Source organism: Desulfosporosinus sp. FKA (genome assembly GCF_002196785.1).
Classification (GTDB): domain Bacteria; phylum Bacillota; class Desulfitobacteriia; order Desulfitobacteriales; family Desulfitobacteriaceae; genus Desulfosporosinus; species Desulfosporosinus acididurans.
Genome location: NZ_NAHZ01000021.1, coordinates 1 through 15535, shown reverse-complemented (window position 1 = coordinate 15535; position 15535 = coordinate 1). Strand labels below are relative to the sequence as shown.

Genomic DNA, 15535 nt, shown 5'->3' with positions numbered 1-15535 from the left:
GTTGCAAAATATGCAAATTAGATTAACTACTGATTGTGATGGAACGCCGTGTGATGGGAAACTGTCATGCACGGTGTGGAACGGGGGAAAAGGCGGAGATAACATCAAAGCCTTACCTATCGTTATTGTTCGCGATAAAACAACCTAAAAATGCCAAATAATGCACCACAGTGTCAAGGGTGTGCCTTGAGACTGTGAAAGTGGGTTTTATGTAATTTATGCATATACGTGTGGCAATTTATGTTAAGGGATAATGGGTTTTGACCTACGCAGACAAAGTAAACAGTAATCTACAGCCAGATTGTTTGGACGGTCTGGCATTTTTGTGTTTACTTGGAATATTCATGCTGTTAAGGGAGGGAATCGGGGAAAGATGTTGAAAGTAATTTTAGAGGCAAATAATCTGGGCCTAGAAAATATCTTGATGAGTAGAATCAATAAGGTAAATGGAAAGGAAGATGCTTGTGAAAAGGTTTATGTGTTATTTGTTGTACACACTGCTTGTTGGAATTGCAATTTACTGGGGTGTTAAGTATGGACAGTATCTAAAGATACAAGCTGGTAGGACATTTAAACTATATTCGTCATATGTATTTATTGCGTGCTTCCCAATAGTGATAGGTATGCTTTTGGCAGTGCCGGGATTGGTTTCAAGTTTTAAACAAGAAGGAAAATGGATTATTGATTGGCAAATGCTTTTACCAGTCGGAGTTCCAACATTAGTTTTTAATTTCAGTCTATTGTTGAACAATCCATTTCTATACAAATTTGATTGGTATCGGTTAATTTTTTCGGATACACGAGTCTATGATATCAGTGGTATTGTGTGTGGCTACGTTTTATTATCGTCATTAAAGCGTGTAACTTTAACTAAGGAAAAAAGCATTACAGCAGGATAAGGAATCAACTCATAGAATATATAAGCAAAGAATCTCCGGGGTTGTAGCTACTAGCCGTACCCCAAGTCCTCACTCGCCCCCGAACCGTTCTCGAAGCGCATACATTGGCGAACCCCGCCGGGGTGGTTGTCTTGGTTAACCGGATCGTTTGTATATGTGAGGGTGATTGGAATAATACAATTGCCCTGGGTTGATGGTGAAAGATAGCTGTTTACCCTGTAAGATTACTTGAAATGACAATTATATGGAGTCATAAAGGGAGTTAGATATGCAATATCGGGAGTATATAAATGAAAGAGTTTACAGCCTATATTGGAATGATGATTTGAACTGTGCGACTACATCATTACTAATTTTTTCGGAAATATTTCATATTAATTTGAACTCACAAATTCTTGATGCAGCAATTGGGATGCCCGGAGCAGGCCGGTATGGGGCACAGTGTGGATTAGTTGCAGGAGCATTAATGTTTATTGGAATTCAAGGAAAAGAAAAAGGACTTGAACCTGAGGATATAGTAAAGAAATGCAATAATTTTGCAAAGGGATTTGAAGACGAGTTTGGATGTTTAAATTGTAGAGACCTAAGGCCAGAAGGATTTAAGCCAGACAATCCACCACATTTATGCGAAGAGATTACTAAGAAGGCAATTTCGTTCACGCTGAAATATCTTGATTTCAAGATTTTACTCCCGCTACAACCTCGCCGGGGTGGCTGTCTTGGGAAACATGGTCGTTTACATATGTGTTGGTGACACTGTTCAGAAGGTATGATTTTAAATTTTAATTGGGGTGCGGCTGATTCCTTTGCCAATAGTGTTCAAGACGTTCTTAGTGATTATATTATTTCATCAGAATAATCCAGATCCAATCTCGGCCATCTCATCCATCCCAATCTCCACCACTCACCATACGCGCTCCGCTAACCTCAAGAAGAAATATCCGCCGGATAAAGTCTAGCTGGTGGTTGAGATGGGGGGGACTGTAGAAGGTTTCTTTCGGAGGTAGGTTGGAGGAAAAGGAACCCAACCAGCTAATGCTGCGTGATGTCCTTACCTATCCAAAGGCGCTCACCGAACCGGGGAGATGGAGGGACGTTTAATTCCAAGAGCGTTCTGGGCACTTGAATTATTAACATGTAATATATCTAGGATGTGCGATGAGTGTGATAGAATCAGTCTTAGTGTTTACAGGCAGGAGATGCAGAATTTTTATCCGGATTGAAAAGAGGGTATCAAATGTTTAATTTTATTGTTGCATATATTGTAACTTTGATTATTACAGATATTTCTCGCTCTTACTCCGAGGATTTTATTTTAAGTATTTTGGTTCTGGTTCCTATCATATTAGCAATGGTTATCTATACACGGACAAAATATAAAAAGATGGGGAGTCCGCTTATAAATTTAGAAAAAGCCCCGACCAATATGCCAGGAATACGTGCCGCTACAATTATTTTTATTTTATTAGCAATCTTTTTGGTTGTCGTAAGCTATTTCGGGAAGCATAGGATTGCAATACCATGGCTCATCCTGATTGTGTTACAACTTTCATATGGTATATTTATGGAAAACACGCTCACGAAGGGTTTGATGAGAAACGGGATTTGGACAGGAAATCGTCTAATCCGTTGGGGAGCGATAAAAGCATTTAAATGGATGGGAACAAAGGGAGGTTTCGCTACTTTAAAAATTGAGTATCAAGAGTATTACTTTTTCCAAACTGCTATTTTGAAAGTTATCAGTGATCAAAAAGAAGAGGTAGATGGACTATTTAAAAAGATGGTAAGGGCTTGAAAAGTATACTGTATCGTTTATTGAATATGTGCCCGCCACGAATTCAGATACTTATGTAAATAAAGTATGGAGAATTATCAATGAAAACAAATCTAAAAGAGATTCCGGGTGTAGGGAAAGCAACGGAACAAGATTTGATTGAGATGGGTTACACCAGCATCGAATCTCTAAAAGGGCAAGATCCGCAAGTCATGTATGATAGGCATTGCGACATTAAGGGGTGCAAGGTGGACAGATGTCAATTGTATGTATTTCGTTGCGCTGTGTATTTTGCTGAAAATGAAATTCATGAGCCTGAAAAGCTTAAATGGTGGAACTGGAAAGATTGATCACCGGGAAAAATCAGGAATTACATACATGACATACTAACCCGCAGCCCTGCTAATACTTAACCCTCAAAGCCCCATAAACCCCAGCTCGCCAGTAAAAACCACCGAACTCCTTCACTCCCGCAGGATGCGATGTGCTTAGCTAGTGGATACGGGAAGGTGGAGGGGGATGCATAATATGAGCGATTTTTTAGAATGGAGCAAAAAAATGAGTAACATAGTTTTGTTGGTGGTAGATGTGCAGAATGCTTTGATTGATGAGCATCCTTATAACGAGCAAAGAGTAATAGAAAATATAAAAAACCTAATCATAACTGCAAGAGATAACCAAAAAGAAGTTTTGTTCGTGCGACATGATGATGGAAAGGGTACAGAACTTGAGAATGGGACACATGGATGGCATATTTATGATGAAGTGTCACCTAATGGTGATGAATTGATCTTCGAAAAACATTACAACAGCGCTTTTCGCAGAACTGGTTTAAAGGAATATTTGGATAAGAAGAATGTTGATACAATAATATTGGTTGGGCTTCAAACAGAATATTGCATTGACGCTACTTGTAAAAGCGCTTTTGATCAAGATTACAAAATAATTATACCCGAAGAAACAAATACAACATTTGATAATGATTATCTATCCGGTGAGAAACTTTATGAGTTTTATAACTATAAGATTTGGAATAAACGATTCGCAGAAGTCATATCAGTTGAGGATGTTAAAAGACTATTAGCCATGCCAACTTGAAAGCTGCATTCCAAAGACATTTATCGCCAAATCCTGCCCCCTCCGGTTTTTTACATGTAATATTTGCTAGAATAAGAGGAATATTTTGCAACATATAGAAGACTAGTAGATGTACTCATCTTGATTTGCGAGAAGGGATTGAATTGTCCAGAAGAGTTAGGGTTAAACCTAGTAAATCCCAGTCATTAGTAGGTATGATTGCCGGGGCCGTTTTTGTTGTCATTGGCATTTCTTTGATGCCAATGATGGGTACGTTCGGACTAATATGGACATTATTTGCCTTAGCAATTGCAGGCATGCACGCTCTTAATTTCTTTAGTAATAAGGGTGTTGCTTCATGGGAAATAGATGTTAATTCGACAGATAGAGAAGATGATTTTGAAGCGAAACTTCGGAAGCTAAATAGGCTTAAAGAAGATGGATTGATTAATGAAAATGAGTTTGAGAAGAAACGTACTGAGATTATGAAATCAGAATGGTAGAAAGGCTTATGTCTGATTTTTTAATATTAGCTACCACAGCCCTCTCGCCCCCATCAATCCCAAATCCCCGCCTTTGACATAAACCCCAGCCCCCAGTCAACCACCGAACTCCTTCAATCCCGCAGGATGGGATGTGGTTGCTTGGTGGATAGGGGAAGGTGGGGGAGATGCGGCACATGATGCGGAGCTGCGTGGTGGGGAAATAAAGATACGCGGAGGGGCATACTTTGAAAAGAAAACTCGTTGTTGCGGTCATTACGTTTATTACTGTTTGCTTTATTTTTACATGGTATGTTGCATCCCAGGCTCACTCTACACCACAGATGGCAATAAGAACGTATTTGTTTCTATCGGAGCATCCAATTTGTGCTTTGACCACAGGAATTGTAGTGAATCAATTTCAAACTGAATTAGACAGAAATAGTCTGGAATTACAAAACACAAAAATTTATTCGCTAACGAGACCCCCGATCGATACATCAGGAAACCATTTAATTAATGTAAAAGTAACTAAAAAGGGTTCTCTGTATTATGCACAATATTACGGTGAAGCTTAATATCATGTTTAGCTAAGTTGTAATATCATTAAATCAGCGGTATTCCACGGAACATTATCGCCTCCAACACACTGCTCTTCCCGCTATCTCTCGCCCCCAAATCCCCATAAACCCCCAGCCCACTCAACCCACCGAACTCCTTCAATCCCGCAGGATGGGATGTGGTTGCCTAGTGGATATGAGGGAAGTGGGGCGGTTGGATCGGAGTGTGGGTTAGAGTGGCATATGGAATTATTAGTTATTTGCTTGATTTGCAAGAAAATGGAGTATATCATTTATCATAAAGATCTATCAAGTTCAAAGTCTCGGAGGAGGGTTGATTATGGCAAATGAACTATGTCCTCGATGTGGAGTCGCTAGAAATATGGTGATATTTTCAACTGAGAATAAATCTATCGACACAGATGGAAAAGCAGTTACGGTTGTAACTAAAAATTATCAATGTGAAGTATGTCATACTTTTGTAAGAAGCGAGGAAGAAAAGATACTTGCTCCAACTTAATTAATTAATAGTAGAACGCCCTCATGGACGTTCTATTCATATCCAATGAAGAATTAGCCGCCTCGTATAAAACCCAGCACACCAGTCAAAGCCACCAAACTCCTTCAATCCCGCTGAATGGGATGAACGTAGCTATTTGATAACTGAAACCGGTGAGATGGAGGGATGCTGTTGGATGGGAGTATAGAGTTCTACATGAAATTTGCACAAAATCATTACATGTATTGGGTTGACATGAAGCAAAATAGTATTAAAAATTTATGAGGGGGCGAAAATATGCTAATTGTTACCACTGAGAATATCAAAGGGTACAAAGTCATTGATGTTAAAGGCCAAGTATTTGGAGTTGTTGTTCGAAGTCGGGGATTAGGTGGAAATGTGGTAGCAGGGTTGCGTAGTCTAGTTGGCGGAGAAATCCATGAATACACAGCATTGCTGGAGGACACCCGAAAAGAAGCGATTGACAGGTTGGTTGTGAATGCCCAAGCCATGGGCGCAAACGCGGTTGTCATGATGAGATTCGATTCTAGCGAAATTGGACAGACAATGAGTGAGATTGTCGCCTATGGGACTGCAGTAGTTGTGGAGAAAGAAGATTAGCATGGGAATAGTCTTGGGTTTCAATTTTTTAATTTATGGAGGACTACTCATTATTGCATTACTTTCATGGTTTATTTGGGATAAACGCTATCGAAGGAATCATGGAAGAGAAATTCCCAATTGTTACGTAGTTACGGATGAAGTTTTCATTGACCCTGTAAGCGGTAAAAAACTTAGAGTCTATTACAATCCCCAATCGGGAAATAGATATTACCACGAAGATTAAGTTGATTCGATTATTAGGTCAGGCCTCCATTGCTAGGGGAAACCTAAAAATCGCCACTCACGAAAACCTAAATAATCTAAACGGCTTTGCGAATCCAGGGCGTGTTGCTCTGGATTTTTACAATTTGTCCTGGTACAGTGGTATAATTAGGAATAAGTTGGAGGAGGTCGGTTAGGACTGGCCCGGACGCCAATTTCGTTAGTTGGCGGACAACTTATCGCGGCAGTATTCCGTTCAGGATAGCGGGGATATTTTTTAGTCGTGAAATTCCTCCGGCCGACCCGGCGAGGGATACATGACATGACAATCACTAAGATACTACAATTTGGAGGAAATAAGGGTGAAAAAACGTTTGATCGGAATATTGGCCGGAATGGGACCACGGTCCACAGCCCCATTTTTAGAATTGGTTATTGATCAATGTAAAGCTCAATATGGTGCTATATATGACGAAGATTTCCCACCAATTATGATTTACTCACTTCCAACCCCATTCTTTATTGACCGTCCAATCAATCATACTAAAATGAAGGAAACAATAATTGAAGGGCTTCGAAAACTTGAATCAACTGAAGTAAATTTCATAGTTATGCCTTGTAATTCCGCACATATATATTTCGACGAGTTAGAAAAATCAATAGATGTTCCTTTACTAAACATTGTTAATGTGACAATTGATTCTTTACCCCCGAGATCTCAGTCAGTAACTATTTTTGGCACTGATACAACTTTCAGTTCGGAAATTTATCAAAAGGGAATTATTTCAGCAGGGTATAAATTCGTTTTCCAAACTAGTTGGCAAGAGAAAATTAATAAAATAATTCAAATGATTAAAATCAAGGAAAATGAAGATCAGATAATTTCGGATTGGAATGAACTTATTTCTGAGGCAGAGAAATATTCTATAGATACCATTATTATTGCTTGTACAGACTTAAGCATAATAAAAAATAAAACTAAAAGCGACGTTAATATAATTGATTCAGCTGAGGCTCTGGCTCAGGTTACAGTTAAGAGATATATTAGCCAATAAACCAACAACCTTGAAGCAAATTCATCTCACGCCCACCCAGCTACCCTCAACACCAAATCCCCATAAACCCCTGTCAACCCACCGAACTCCTTCAATCCCGCAGGATGGGATGTGGTTGACTAGTGGATACTGGGGAAGTGTGGGAGGATGAGTGGATGGGCTGAACCACGTTTTCCCAAAGACCTCCCTGGGGGTATTAGGTCCACCCCTATTTGTATTTTTCGGTCACAAAGTATTAAATAAAAGGGATATAAGTTATGATGAAAAGAATACATATTTTAGGAGCATCTGCTTCGGGGACAACAACTCTTGCAGCGGCTTTGTCCCAAAAATTAGGTTATATTCATTTTGATACGGATAATTATTTTTGGGTTCCTACAGAAGTTCCATTTACGCAAAAAAGAAATGTCGAAGAGCGTCAAGAGCTTTTAAAAAAAGATTTAGAAAAAACAACCAAATGGATTTTGTCCGGCTCATTATGTGGCTGGGGCGATATTTTTATTCCATATTTTGATTTAGTAGTCTATTTATCACTATCGAAAGAGATCCGGATAGAAAGGTTAATGGAAAGAGAAAGACAAAGATATGGTAAAGAAATAGAAAAAGATGGGAAAATGTATCGGATTCATAAAGAGTTCGTGGAGTGGGCTTCGCAATATGATGAAGCTGGAACTAACATGAGAAGTAAGGCCATACATGATATTTGGCTTTCTAAATTGTCCTGTCCAGTTTTAAAAATAGAAGGGGACAAGACAGTAGAAGAACGAATGAACATTGTTATTAGAAAACTAGAAAGGGTTTGATCTTTATCTCTTCAGTGTTGGGTGGTGCGGAGGTCTTGAATAGACGTATTATTGGGACCCCAACACCCAATGCTGCGTGATGCCCTCACCTATCCAAAGGCGTTCACCGAACTGGGAAGGTGGTGGGATAGTCAAAAGGGAATTGTAGGTGATGGGCAAATCACAAAAGGTTCAAATCGGAGGATTATATTTTTATGACAACAACGGTTGATTATCAGAACCATGTTATACAATTCAAGATTATAACTGGCCTAGATAGACTTGAAGAAGTCAAACAACTTTTTTTAGAGTATTCTCAATCGCTCACTATAGATCTTACTTTCCAAGACTTCGAAACAGAATTCAACACTTTACCGGGAAAGTATGGTCCCCCTGATGGAGTTTTAATATTAGCTTTAGTTGATTGCAGAGAAGCAGGGTGTATTGCCCTTCGCAAGATTTATACATGAAATTCGGGTTTTACGATATTGAGCCTTACGTTTATAATCCAATTAAAGGGACTAGATTTATGGAATTAAAACTAATGGCCTGATTTAATTTTACTAATCGATATTCAATTTCCTCCACCGTCACCTCGCCCCGCTCCAGCTAATCTCACCCCCAAATTCCCATAAACCCCAGCCCCCAGTCAAACCCACCGAACTCTTTCAATCCCGCAGGATGGATGTCATTACTTAGCGGATATGGGAAGGTGGTGTGGGGGATGGGTTGGGTTGCATGGGTCTGTTGGGTGTAGGGTTGCCGGAGGTTAAATAAAATAAGCGATATGTAGGTGGTCATAGTAATGGATGGAAATAATCGTGCAAATATCAGGCAAGGTGCACACGTTTTTATAGTTCAAAAACAAGATCAAAGGACGGAAAAATTAACTAAAGGTGTTGTTAAAGACATTCTTACTAATTCGCCTACTCATCCTCATGGAATAAAAGTTCGCCTAGAGAGTGGAATAGTGGGTCGAGTAAAGCAAATTCTCTCTTAAACGTGTTAATTTCACAACTCACATCGCTTGCTATAAGCGGACTTTTTACCCACAAAAAGAGGAGTACCTCCCAAAAATCTCGAAAGTGTAAGTGTCTAAGCAAACACCGAGAGGTTGAAAGGAGAACTCCCAATGTTTAATATTCGCCAAGAAAGTCTATTTTCCTTGGAAGAAATTTTAGAAATGTCTCCAAAAAAATCCTACCCCCTCCTTCTTGATCCGCTGGATATAACTCCGTTGTTAATGGCCGTTTCAAAAAAGGCATTCCTTGGAGCTCCAGCACAACTTAACTATTCAGCTATGATCTACTCTCTATTCATTCGAGTCATCGAAAGAATTCCCACGATCAAAGACTTACGAAGGCGGCTTAAAAACAGCTTAGAATTTCGTTTGGACTGCGGATTTACTTTAGCGGACTCAGTTCCTTGTGAGGCTTCCTATTCTCGGATGATACAAAAAATCCATTCTTCGTCTGCTTTAGGGAAAATTCAAAATGACTTAGTATCTCAAGCGTTCCAAGAGGGTTTTATCGATGGAAATGTTGTCGCAATCGATGCTACTCATATTGAAGCGAGAGATCGACTGCCTGAGAAAAAGAAAGAAGAGGGTTCAGTCAAGCCATCTCCCAAAAAACGCGGACGGAAACCTAAAGCGGAACGTGAGAAATGGCTGGAAGAACAACAGGAGCTGGAAGAGAATCGCCCCCTTTTTGAGAAGAAAATCGAAGCTCAACTCCCTCTTGATTTCAAGACGATAGAAGCGCAAAAGGCTCGTCAAATATGAGGTAAATGTATATTTCAATACCATTGCTGCCGAAGTAGGAGAACAACCCATATACCATTGATAATCAGGCACATTTAATATTTTTGAGCTCAACACTACTCCGGGGGGAGTTGTTGCGTTAGGAGTTGCAGTCATATTTGAACCTTTTGCGGGTATTTGAGTTAGTCTTGCTCGACTTTGTTTGGCTATATCTGGCCTTTTGGAAATGTATTTTTTATTTATCAAATTTGTTATATGACCTTTGACATCTGAATCCGTTAAATCCTGATTTATCAGAAAATCATGGTACTTTCCGGAAGATAAGTCATGTGAATAATAACCTGTCACACCATCATAAATGCAAGCTTTGTTTCTGCCGGTTATCTTATCGTATGGAGAATATGCTCCTTTCGCAAACTCTAAGATTGGTTCATCTTGTTCACTTGTGCTTACAATTACGTATGCTTTTTCATTATCTATGTTGCTTTTTAAGTCTAAACTGTACGCGATTAACTTGTTGTCAAAATCATATAAAGGTAAATTGTTGACAATACTAACACTTGACCATTCCGTTTTATCGCTTCCCAGAACACTCTGAGGAGCATTTTCGGCAATTGCTTTTAACGAAGTATCAATTGAAGGTTGAGTTGCGGCTTGTACAGGAACGAGATTTGAAGTCATGATAACAGATAGAGCTAAGAATGGTACCAGGATTTTTGAAAATAGTTTTGATCTTTTCATGGTTTTCACTCCCTTGAAATTTTCCTCATAGTACCTGACCAAGTAATCAATGGCCATTGATTGATTTCAGTATTCTCTTTTATTCTTTCAAAGTCCTTTGGAGAAAAATGTCGAAATTCTTAAATTACTTTAAGGTAAACTAAAATGTTTTGAGGACTTTTAACTTAGTTCATATGCATAATGAAAATTTACTTTTTGTATATTTCATATATCTACTAAGTCTTAAATAAAAAACAATAATTAGCATAACTAGTAGCTAATATTTTTGAAATATCTATGTTATTTATTATCTGAATAACTTATCTTTGGGCAAAGAAGGCAAAAACAAAATATAAAGTCTTTAGTAAAACAGAAAGTACAATAAATGAATGTTTATTGTACTTTCTGTCTGTTTATTCTTATTCCTATTTCATTATTTAATAATTAGTTAATATCTTTGGAGAGATTTGAAGGGTTTGTCTAATGATCAGAGAATAACTTAAAGGGGGTGGAAAATTGAAAGATAATGGTATTAACCTCGATATATTCGAAATACTTGTTAAGCAAAACTATGAGAAGGTTTACCGAGCCATTTATTTTTATACCAACAATAAGTTAGTAACTGAAGATTCAGTTCAACAAGCATTTGCATTAGCTTATTGTAAACTAGATCAACTAAGCTCAAAAGAAAAATTTACATCATGGGTTATTTCAATTGGACTCAATGAAGCAAAACGAATGATCAAGGATAGAAATAAAAGTACAATTACCTCAATTCTAGATACAAAAGGATTTCCAGATAAGATAGACAATATAGAATTAAAAGAGGACATAAACAACGTCCTAAATAAACTCAAACAACAGGATGCCGAAATTTTAGTGCTGAAATATTATGCAGATTTACCCCTAAAACAAATTGCAACTCTATTAGGCATTAATATATCAAACGTAAAAGTGCGATTACATAGGGCGAAGGAGAAATTTCGCGAACTAATGGATAACGATATTAAATCTATAGGAGGTTGAAACTCAATGGCCTTATCAGAAAAAGAGATTGACCAATTAATAACAGACCAAATGTCCAAAGAGTTGACTTCCAGCATTGAAGTTCCAGACGTCGATTGTCAATGGCAGAAGATTAAACAACGCATTATAGACAATGACGAGATTCCTAAACAGTACAAGAATCATCAGACTCGAAAAAGAGTTCTTATTACAGCTGCAGCGATTGTTATATCTGTTGTTTCATTGAACTTTCTATACCCTAGCAATGCAAATGCCCTTGGGGGAAAGATTGCCGAATTCTTCAATTATATCGTTGGCAAGACCACTCAAGACAAAACTGAAACGTACAGCCAACCAACGGATCTCGGCAAGCCAAAGTTACAAGACCTAAGCGAAAATACAGAAAAAGAAGTTACTCTCGAACAAGCTCAAGCATCAATACCTTTTAAGTTGGCTACTCCAAGCTATCTTCCTCCAGAAACGAAAACTCAACGAATATTGCTCACCTCTTTGGGGGGGGATGTTTATCAGGTTTCTATTGAGTACAACGTGAATGATGAGGTCGTTATATTTAACCAGCAAAATTGCGCCAACAGTACTTCCCGTGGTTCATTATATGATACTGATGATACCAAAGTTAAGGATATTGCAATTAACGGAAGTCCGGCAATTTTATTTATGAGTAAAAATGGCGTGAATCTTTTAGATTGGCAAGAGCGCGGCCTTGTTTTACAGATACACGGTATTATAACGGAGGAAGAGATCACCAAGATCGCAAATTCCATAAAATAACACCACGAATCCTATATGGGTCCGTGGTGTTTCCTATTCTCTATGACTTGTGATTATCATTGCACATAGATTGCTTCAGAGTGTGATTGACCACGTTCACTTAAGGAGCCTTTTATTGCCGTATGATTTGCTAAAACTCTATAATAATATCCTTTAGATACCGACAATGACTTTCCTCCATAGACGTAGGCTGAATTAGGGCTATAATAGCTATAGCTATTTAATGTATACCATTGACCACCCGATAAATATTGAATATTGAGTTGTACCCCAACTTGCGTAACAGCAGTGTAAGTCGAAGTCCAGCCAGATATATTGATGACTCCTCCACCATTATTTACGATTGTGCATTGTCCATCTGAAATATTTTGATAAACATTGGGCACAGCAACCGCCATACTATTTTGTTCAGATAACGTTTCTCCAAAAGCTGATTGGACCGACATTAACATAAAGATAACTAGAAGTACAGGTATTAGTTTTCTCATCATTCATGACCCCTTTCAGTATTTACATTATAGAGTGTTTGGTAGCAGAAAAGGTTACAACTTTTACGAACCATTTGCAATATTTTTTTATTATCAAGTCGTTAGCTATTTTAAAAAGTGAGCCTCCCTGATGATAAGGGGGCCATTTTTGTTTATATACGCCTAATAAAATACAAGGAGAATACATTATTAACTCTAAAAATATGCTAAGGTCTTAAAATACTTGTAACCTTTTTGGCAGAAGAAACCTCTAATAAAGAGAAGGGATAAAATAATGAAAAAGGAGGTTACCAAAATCTCTAATAATAGCTAGAAAGCACGAGCTTGTTATATCTCAATTGCGAAGGAGAATAAGAGTTATATGCAAAATAGTTTTTCTATTTCTTTGGGAGCAAGCATTATCCTAGATACTGACATGGAACAAATTATAAAAGATAACGTTCCAATACAACTTTCGCGTATTCAGTTCAGAATACTATATTATTTAGCCATAAACATAGAAAAAATCGTATACAGTAAGGATTTAATTCGTTTTGTTTGGGGATCGGACTATATAAGTCTTAATAGCCTTTATGTTTATATAAATTATTTACGAAAGTATCTTGAAGATGGATCCCCAAAACCCCCATTGTCTAATGACTATAAGATCACGTGGATACATACTTCATTTAAGAAAATATCAGTAGTTAAAGACGAAAGCTTATCAATTAACTTCAAAAAATTAAGAAGTGCAAGTGAACTCTTAGGTAAATTCTCACTTGTTCTACCCGCAATCTGTGAAATATCTGCATTAAAGTTAGAAGTCCTTGAACTGAGGGAAATCCAAATTTGCTAATAAGTTGAAAGGGAGAAATGAAATGAAAACTAAATTTACGTTATTAATTATCTTAGCCGGGATCATAATGTTTTACTTTCCGAATAATGCTAACGCAACTACGAAAAAATTATCAGGTGTAGATAGGTACGCTACTTCTGCTATGGTTGCGGAAAATGGTTGGAAGCAGTCGAACTACGCTATTTTGGCTTATGGTAAAAGTTTTTCAGATGCTATAATTGCAGCACCTTTAGCCAAAAAATATAATGCACCAATACTCTTGACTGAGGGTAATTCTATCCCAAAAGATACTTTAAATGTAATACAACAATTGAAAATTACTCATATTATTATCATTGGAGGTACGGGTATTATTTCATCCTCTGTGGAAAATCAATTGACCTCATTAGGTATAAACACGACAAGATTATACGGACAAGACAAATATGACACCAGTATAGTTGTTGCCAATCATCTCGATAATGTCAATGAAGTCGCCATAGTAACAGGTGAAGATTTTGCGGATGCAATGTCGATATCACCTATAGCAGCTAAAAGAAACATGCCAATTATATTGATCCCGCACAACATACTGCCCGATGTAGTAAGAGACTATGTAAAAACTCACAATATATCTAAAACCTATCTTATTGGCGTAGGTTCTTCATTAGATAAAAGTTTAGCAAATGAACTTCCTAATGTTGAAGAAATAAATGGACAGGATAAATACCAGAGGAATCTGGCTGTTCTTGATAAGTTCAAGAGTGAAATGGATCTAAATACTATTTATTTAACTTCAGGCGACTATTTTGACGATGGGCTATCAGGTTGTGGTTTAGCGGGTATAAATTGTAACCCGTTGCTTTTGGTTAGTGATAATTCAACATTACAAAAAAATTATTTAGATGGTCATGAAATTACAAAATATAACATAGTTGTACTTGGGGGGCTGGTTAAAGAAGAGGCAATTCTTGCTTCATCCGGTACTAACTATGAAGAAAAAACTATTCGAGATGTAACCAATGTAGATCCCCAAGATATAACAAAAATTGTTTTCTATGATGGAAGAGGTGGATTAAATAAACCTCTGACAATTGAAGATAAACAAGATATTAAAACGTTTATGAACTATTTAGATGGATATATAATCGAGAAAGCGAAGAACCCAGAGCCTTCCACGGGGTGGATCCATGAAGCTGTATTTTATATCAATAATAAAGAAGTAATGGATATAACTTTTGTCGATCCGATGATCATAAACAAAAATTACTATACTATTCTAAAAAGCACGTTAGATTGCAAAAAAATTGATACTTATTTAAAATCGATTGACCCAACTTATGTAATCGAAAAGTAAGTTAGATCATGGTCATAGTTCTAAGTAACAGAATACTCTATTATCGAATCAAGAACTAAAATAAAGGTAAATGCTTTAATTGCATCTAGAAATAATCCCACAAAGCCTAAGAGGCGCAAAAGGGGAAAGACTCTGATTATTGGCTAATAATAGTCGGCCTAGTCTGACAGGAAACCTCCGAGACGCCTTGATATAGGCCAATAATTTATAAGGAAGCTGCACGTTTATAGGTTGACTCGCTGGTTATTCTTATCTATTGAAATCTCGTAGTATAGATAAATGGTTAACAATTGATAGGTGGTTGGATGCGTATTCCGGCGTATCCGGACAGTGATTCCGGAAACATCCGGACACCAAACCGGAATTATCCGGACGGCGTTCCGGCAGTATCCGGACACTTGTCGGTTAGTTACTCCATGAATTTTGGGTCGATGTAATGATTCCCAAGAATACTCCAAAATTAGCCAATGGTCAACAAGATCATCGTCGTCGAGGTTGTGGAGAGTGCGGATAAGCTCCAGCAGTTTAGCCTCTACCACAATTAAATCATTGATCTCACTGGTAATATTACAGATTTCAGAAGTGTATCAAATTCGGACTTTTTCTCTCTCTTGCTTCCTGCTAAAATCAGATTGGAAGAGAGG

General features: G+C 37.7%; 20 protein-coding genes and 1 pseudogene. 19 read left to right on the top strand and 2 right to left on the bottom strand.

All coding sequences use genetic code 11. The annotated features are described in order from the left end of the window. Window positions 1-464: 464 nt before the first annotated feature. From B5771_RS06225 to B5771_RS06145, 17 genes and pseudogenes are all read left to right on the top strand, one after another. Window positions 465-899, top strand: a complete 435-nt coding sequence (locus B5771_RS06225; protein WP_088186755.1) for a hypothetical protein — start codon at window positions 465-467, stop codon at window positions 897-899. A gap of 268 nt (window positions 900-1167) precedes the next feature. Further along, on the top strand, window positions 1168-1653 hold the full coding sequence (locus tag B5771_RS06220; RefSeq protein WP_088186754.1) for a C-GCAxxG-C-C family protein: 486 nt from the start codon (window positions 1168-1170) through the stop codon (window positions 1651-1653). 483 nt (window positions 1654-2136) lie between these two features. Further along, window positions 2137-2694 (top strand): hypothetical protein, encoded by a 558-nt coding sequence (locus tag B5771_RS06215; protein ID WP_088186753.1) that lies wholly within the window; start codon window positions 2137-2139, stop codon window positions 2692-2694. A gap of 80 nt (window positions 2695-2774) precedes the next feature. Next, window positions 2775-3023: a helix-hairpin-helix domain-containing protein gene (locus B5771_RS06210; RefSeq protein WP_088186752.1), complete on the top strand. Its 249-nt coding sequence runs from the start codon at window positions 2775-2777 to the stop codon at window positions 3021-3023. Window positions 3024-3231: 208 nt separating this feature from the next. Beyond that, window positions 3232-3771 (top strand): cysteine hydrolase family protein, encoded by a 540-nt coding sequence (locus B5771_RS06205; protein ID WP_088186758.1) that lies wholly within the window; start codon window positions 3232-3234, stop codon window positions 3769-3771. Window positions 3772-3914: 143 nt separating this feature from the next. Continuing rightward, on the top strand, window positions 3915-4253 hold the full coding sequence (locus B5771_RS06200; RefSeq protein ID WP_242966762.1) for an SHOCT domain-containing protein: 339 nt from the start codon (window positions 3915-3917) through the stop codon (window positions 4251-4253). A gap of 227 nt (window positions 4254-4480) precedes the next feature. Further along, window positions 4481-4810: a hypothetical protein gene (locus B5771_RS06195; protein ID WP_088186751.1), complete on the top strand. Its 330-nt coding sequence runs from the start codon at window positions 4481-4483 to the stop codon at window positions 4808-4810. Between the two features lie 322 nt (window positions 4811-5132). Then, window positions 5133-5312: a hypothetical protein gene (locus B5771_RS06190; protein WP_088186750.1), complete on the top strand. Its 180-nt coding sequence runs from the start codon at window positions 5133-5135 to the stop codon at window positions 5310-5312. 276 nt (window positions 5313-5588) lie between these two features. Next, window positions 5589-5912 (top strand): heavy metal-binding domain-containing protein, encoded by a 324-nt coding sequence (locus tag B5771_RS06185; protein ID WP_088186749.1) that lies wholly within the window; start codon window positions 5589-5591, stop codon window positions 5910-5912. Between the two features lies 1 nt (window position 5913). Beyond that, window positions 5914-6138 carry a hypothetical protein gene (locus tag B5771_RS06180; RefSeq protein WP_088186748.1) on the top strand — a complete coding sequence of 75 codons (225 nt, stop codon included), beginning with the start codon at window positions 5914-5916 and terminating at the stop codon, window positions 6136-6138. 340 nt (window positions 6139-6478) lie between these two features. Further along, on the top strand, window positions 6479-7171 hold the full coding sequence (locus tag B5771_RS06175) for an amino acid racemase (protein WP_088186747.1): 693 nt from the start codon (window positions 6479-6481) through the stop codon (window positions 7169-7171). A 257-nt stretch (window positions 7172-7428) separates the two neighbouring features. After that, window positions 7429-7974, top strand: a complete 546-nt coding sequence (locus tag B5771_RS06170; protein ID WP_088186746.1) for an AAA family ATPase — start codon at window positions 7429-7431, stop codon at window positions 7972-7974. A gap of 194 nt (window positions 7975-8168) precedes the next feature. Further along, window positions 8169-8423 (top strand): hypothetical protein, encoded by a 255-nt coding sequence (locus tag B5771_RS06165; RefSeq protein ID WP_348982937.1) that lies wholly within the window; start codon window positions 8169-8171, stop codon window positions 8421-8423. Window positions 8424-8758: 335 nt separating this feature from the next. Beyond that, window positions 8759-8953 (top strand): YwbE family protein, encoded by a 195-nt coding sequence (locus B5771_RS06160; RefSeq protein WP_088186745.1) that lies wholly within the window; start codon window positions 8759-8761, stop codon window positions 8951-8953. 132 nt (window positions 8954-9085) lie between these two features. Next, a pseudogene (locus B5771_RS06155) lies at window positions 9086-9691 on the top strand (transposase); the annotation flags it as partial. Window positions 9692-10951: 1260 nt separating this feature from the next. Then, window positions 10952-11461, top strand: coding sequence for a sigma-70 family RNA polymerase sigma factor (locus tag B5771_RS06150; RefSeq protein WP_242966761.1), 510 nt, complete (start codon window positions 10952-10954; stop codon window positions 11459-11461). A 6-nt stretch (window positions 11462-11467) separates the two neighbouring features. Next, window positions 11468-12232: a DUF4367 domain-containing protein gene (locus tag B5771_RS06145; protein WP_088186744.1), complete on the top strand. Its 765-nt coding sequence runs from the start codon at window positions 11468-11470 to the stop codon at window positions 12230-12232. 56 nt (window positions 12233-12288) lie between these two features. Here B5771_RS06145 and B5771_RS06140 read toward each other — a convergent pair whose 3' ends face one another. Continuing rightward, on the bottom strand, window positions 12289-12720 hold the full coding sequence (locus B5771_RS06140; protein ID WP_088186756.1) for a hypothetical protein: 432 nt from the start codon (window positions 12718-12720) through the stop codon (window positions 12289-12291). A gap of 361 nt (window positions 12721-13081) precedes the next feature. Between B5771_RS06140 and B5771_RS06135 the strand changes: the two genes are divergently transcribed. Both B5771_RS06135 and B5771_RS06130 read left to right on the top strand, forming a co-directional pair. Beyond that, on the top strand, window positions 13082-13555 hold the full coding sequence (locus B5771_RS06135) for a winged helix-turn-helix domain-containing protein (RefSeq protein WP_088186743.1): 474 nt from the start codon (window positions 13082-13084) through the stop codon (window positions 13553-13555). A 22-nt stretch (window positions 13556-13577) separates the two neighbouring features. Beyond that, window positions 13578-14891, top strand: coding sequence for a cell wall-binding repeat-containing protein (locus tag B5771_RS06130; protein ID WP_088186742.1), 1314 nt, complete (start codon window positions 13578-13580; stop codon window positions 14889-14891). Between the two features lie 224 nt (window positions 14892-15115). Here B5771_RS06130 and B5771_RS23810 read toward each other — a convergent pair whose 3' ends face one another. Beyond that, window positions 15116-15430, bottom strand: a complete 315-nt coding sequence (locus B5771_RS23810) for a hypothetical protein (protein ID WP_140417704.1) — start codon at window positions 15428-15430, stop codon at window positions 15116-15118. Window positions 15431-15535: the final 105 nt, after the last annotated feature.

What these genes read in the sequence shown, in the direction of transcription:
- B5771_RS06220 (WP_088186754.1), top strand. Translation starts at nt 1,168, where the DNA reads ATGCAATATCGGGAGTATATAAATGAAAGAGTTTACAGCCTATATTGG.
- B5771_RS06170 (WP_088186746.1), top strand. Translation starts at nt 7,429, where the DNA reads ATGATGAAAAGAATACATATTTTAGGAGCATCTGCTTCGGGGACAACA.
- B5771_RS06160 (WP_088186745.1), top strand. Translation starts at nt 8,759, where the DNA reads ATGGATGGAAATAATCGTGCAAATATCAGGCAAGGTGCACACGTTTTT.
- B5771_RS06130 (WP_088186742.1), top strand. Translation starts at nt 13,578, where the DNA reads ATGAAAACTAAATTTACGTTATTAATTATCTTAGCCGGGATCATAATG.
- B5771_RS06180 (WP_088186748.1), top strand. Translation starts at nt 5,914, where the DNA reads ATGGGAATAGTCTTGGGTTTCAATTTTTTAATTTATGGAGGACTACTC.
- B5771_RS06205 (WP_088186758.1), top strand. Translation starts at nt 3,232, where the DNA reads ATGAGTAACATAGTTTTGTTGGTGGTAGATGTGCAGAATGCTTTGATT.
- B5771_RS06190 (WP_088186750.1), top strand. Translation starts at nt 5,133, where the DNA reads ATGGCAAATGAACTATGTCCTCGATGTGGAGTCGCTAGAAATATGGTG.
- B5771_RS06135 (WP_088186743.1), top strand. Translation starts at nt 13,082, where the DNA reads ATGCAAAATAGTTTTTCTATTTCTTTGGGAGCAAGCATTATCCTAGAT.
- B5771_RS06210 (WP_088186752.1), top strand. Translation starts at nt 2,775, where the DNA reads ATGAAAACAAATCTAAAAGAGATTCCGGGTGTAGGGAAAGCAACGGAA.
- B5771_RS06145 (WP_088186744.1), top strand. Translation starts at nt 11,468, where the DNA reads ATGGCCTTATCAGAAAAAGAGATTGACCAATTAATAACAGACCAAATG.
- B5771_RS06215 (WP_088186753.1), top strand. Translation starts at nt 2,137, where the DNA reads ATGTTTAATTTTATTGTTGCATATATTGTAACTTTGATTATTACAGAT.
- B5771_RS06165 (WP_348982937.1), top strand. Translation starts at nt 8,169, where the DNA reads ATGACAACAACGGTTGATTATCAGAACCATGTTATACAATTCAAGATT.
- B5771_RS06140 (WP_088186756.1), bottom strand. Translation starts at nt 12,720, where the DNA reads ATGAGAAAACTAATACCTGTACTTCTAGTTATCTTTATGTTAATGTCG.
- B5771_RS06185 (WP_088186749.1), top strand. Translation starts at nt 5,589, where the DNA reads ATGCTAATTGTTACCACTGAGAATATCAAAGGGTACAAAGTCATTGAT.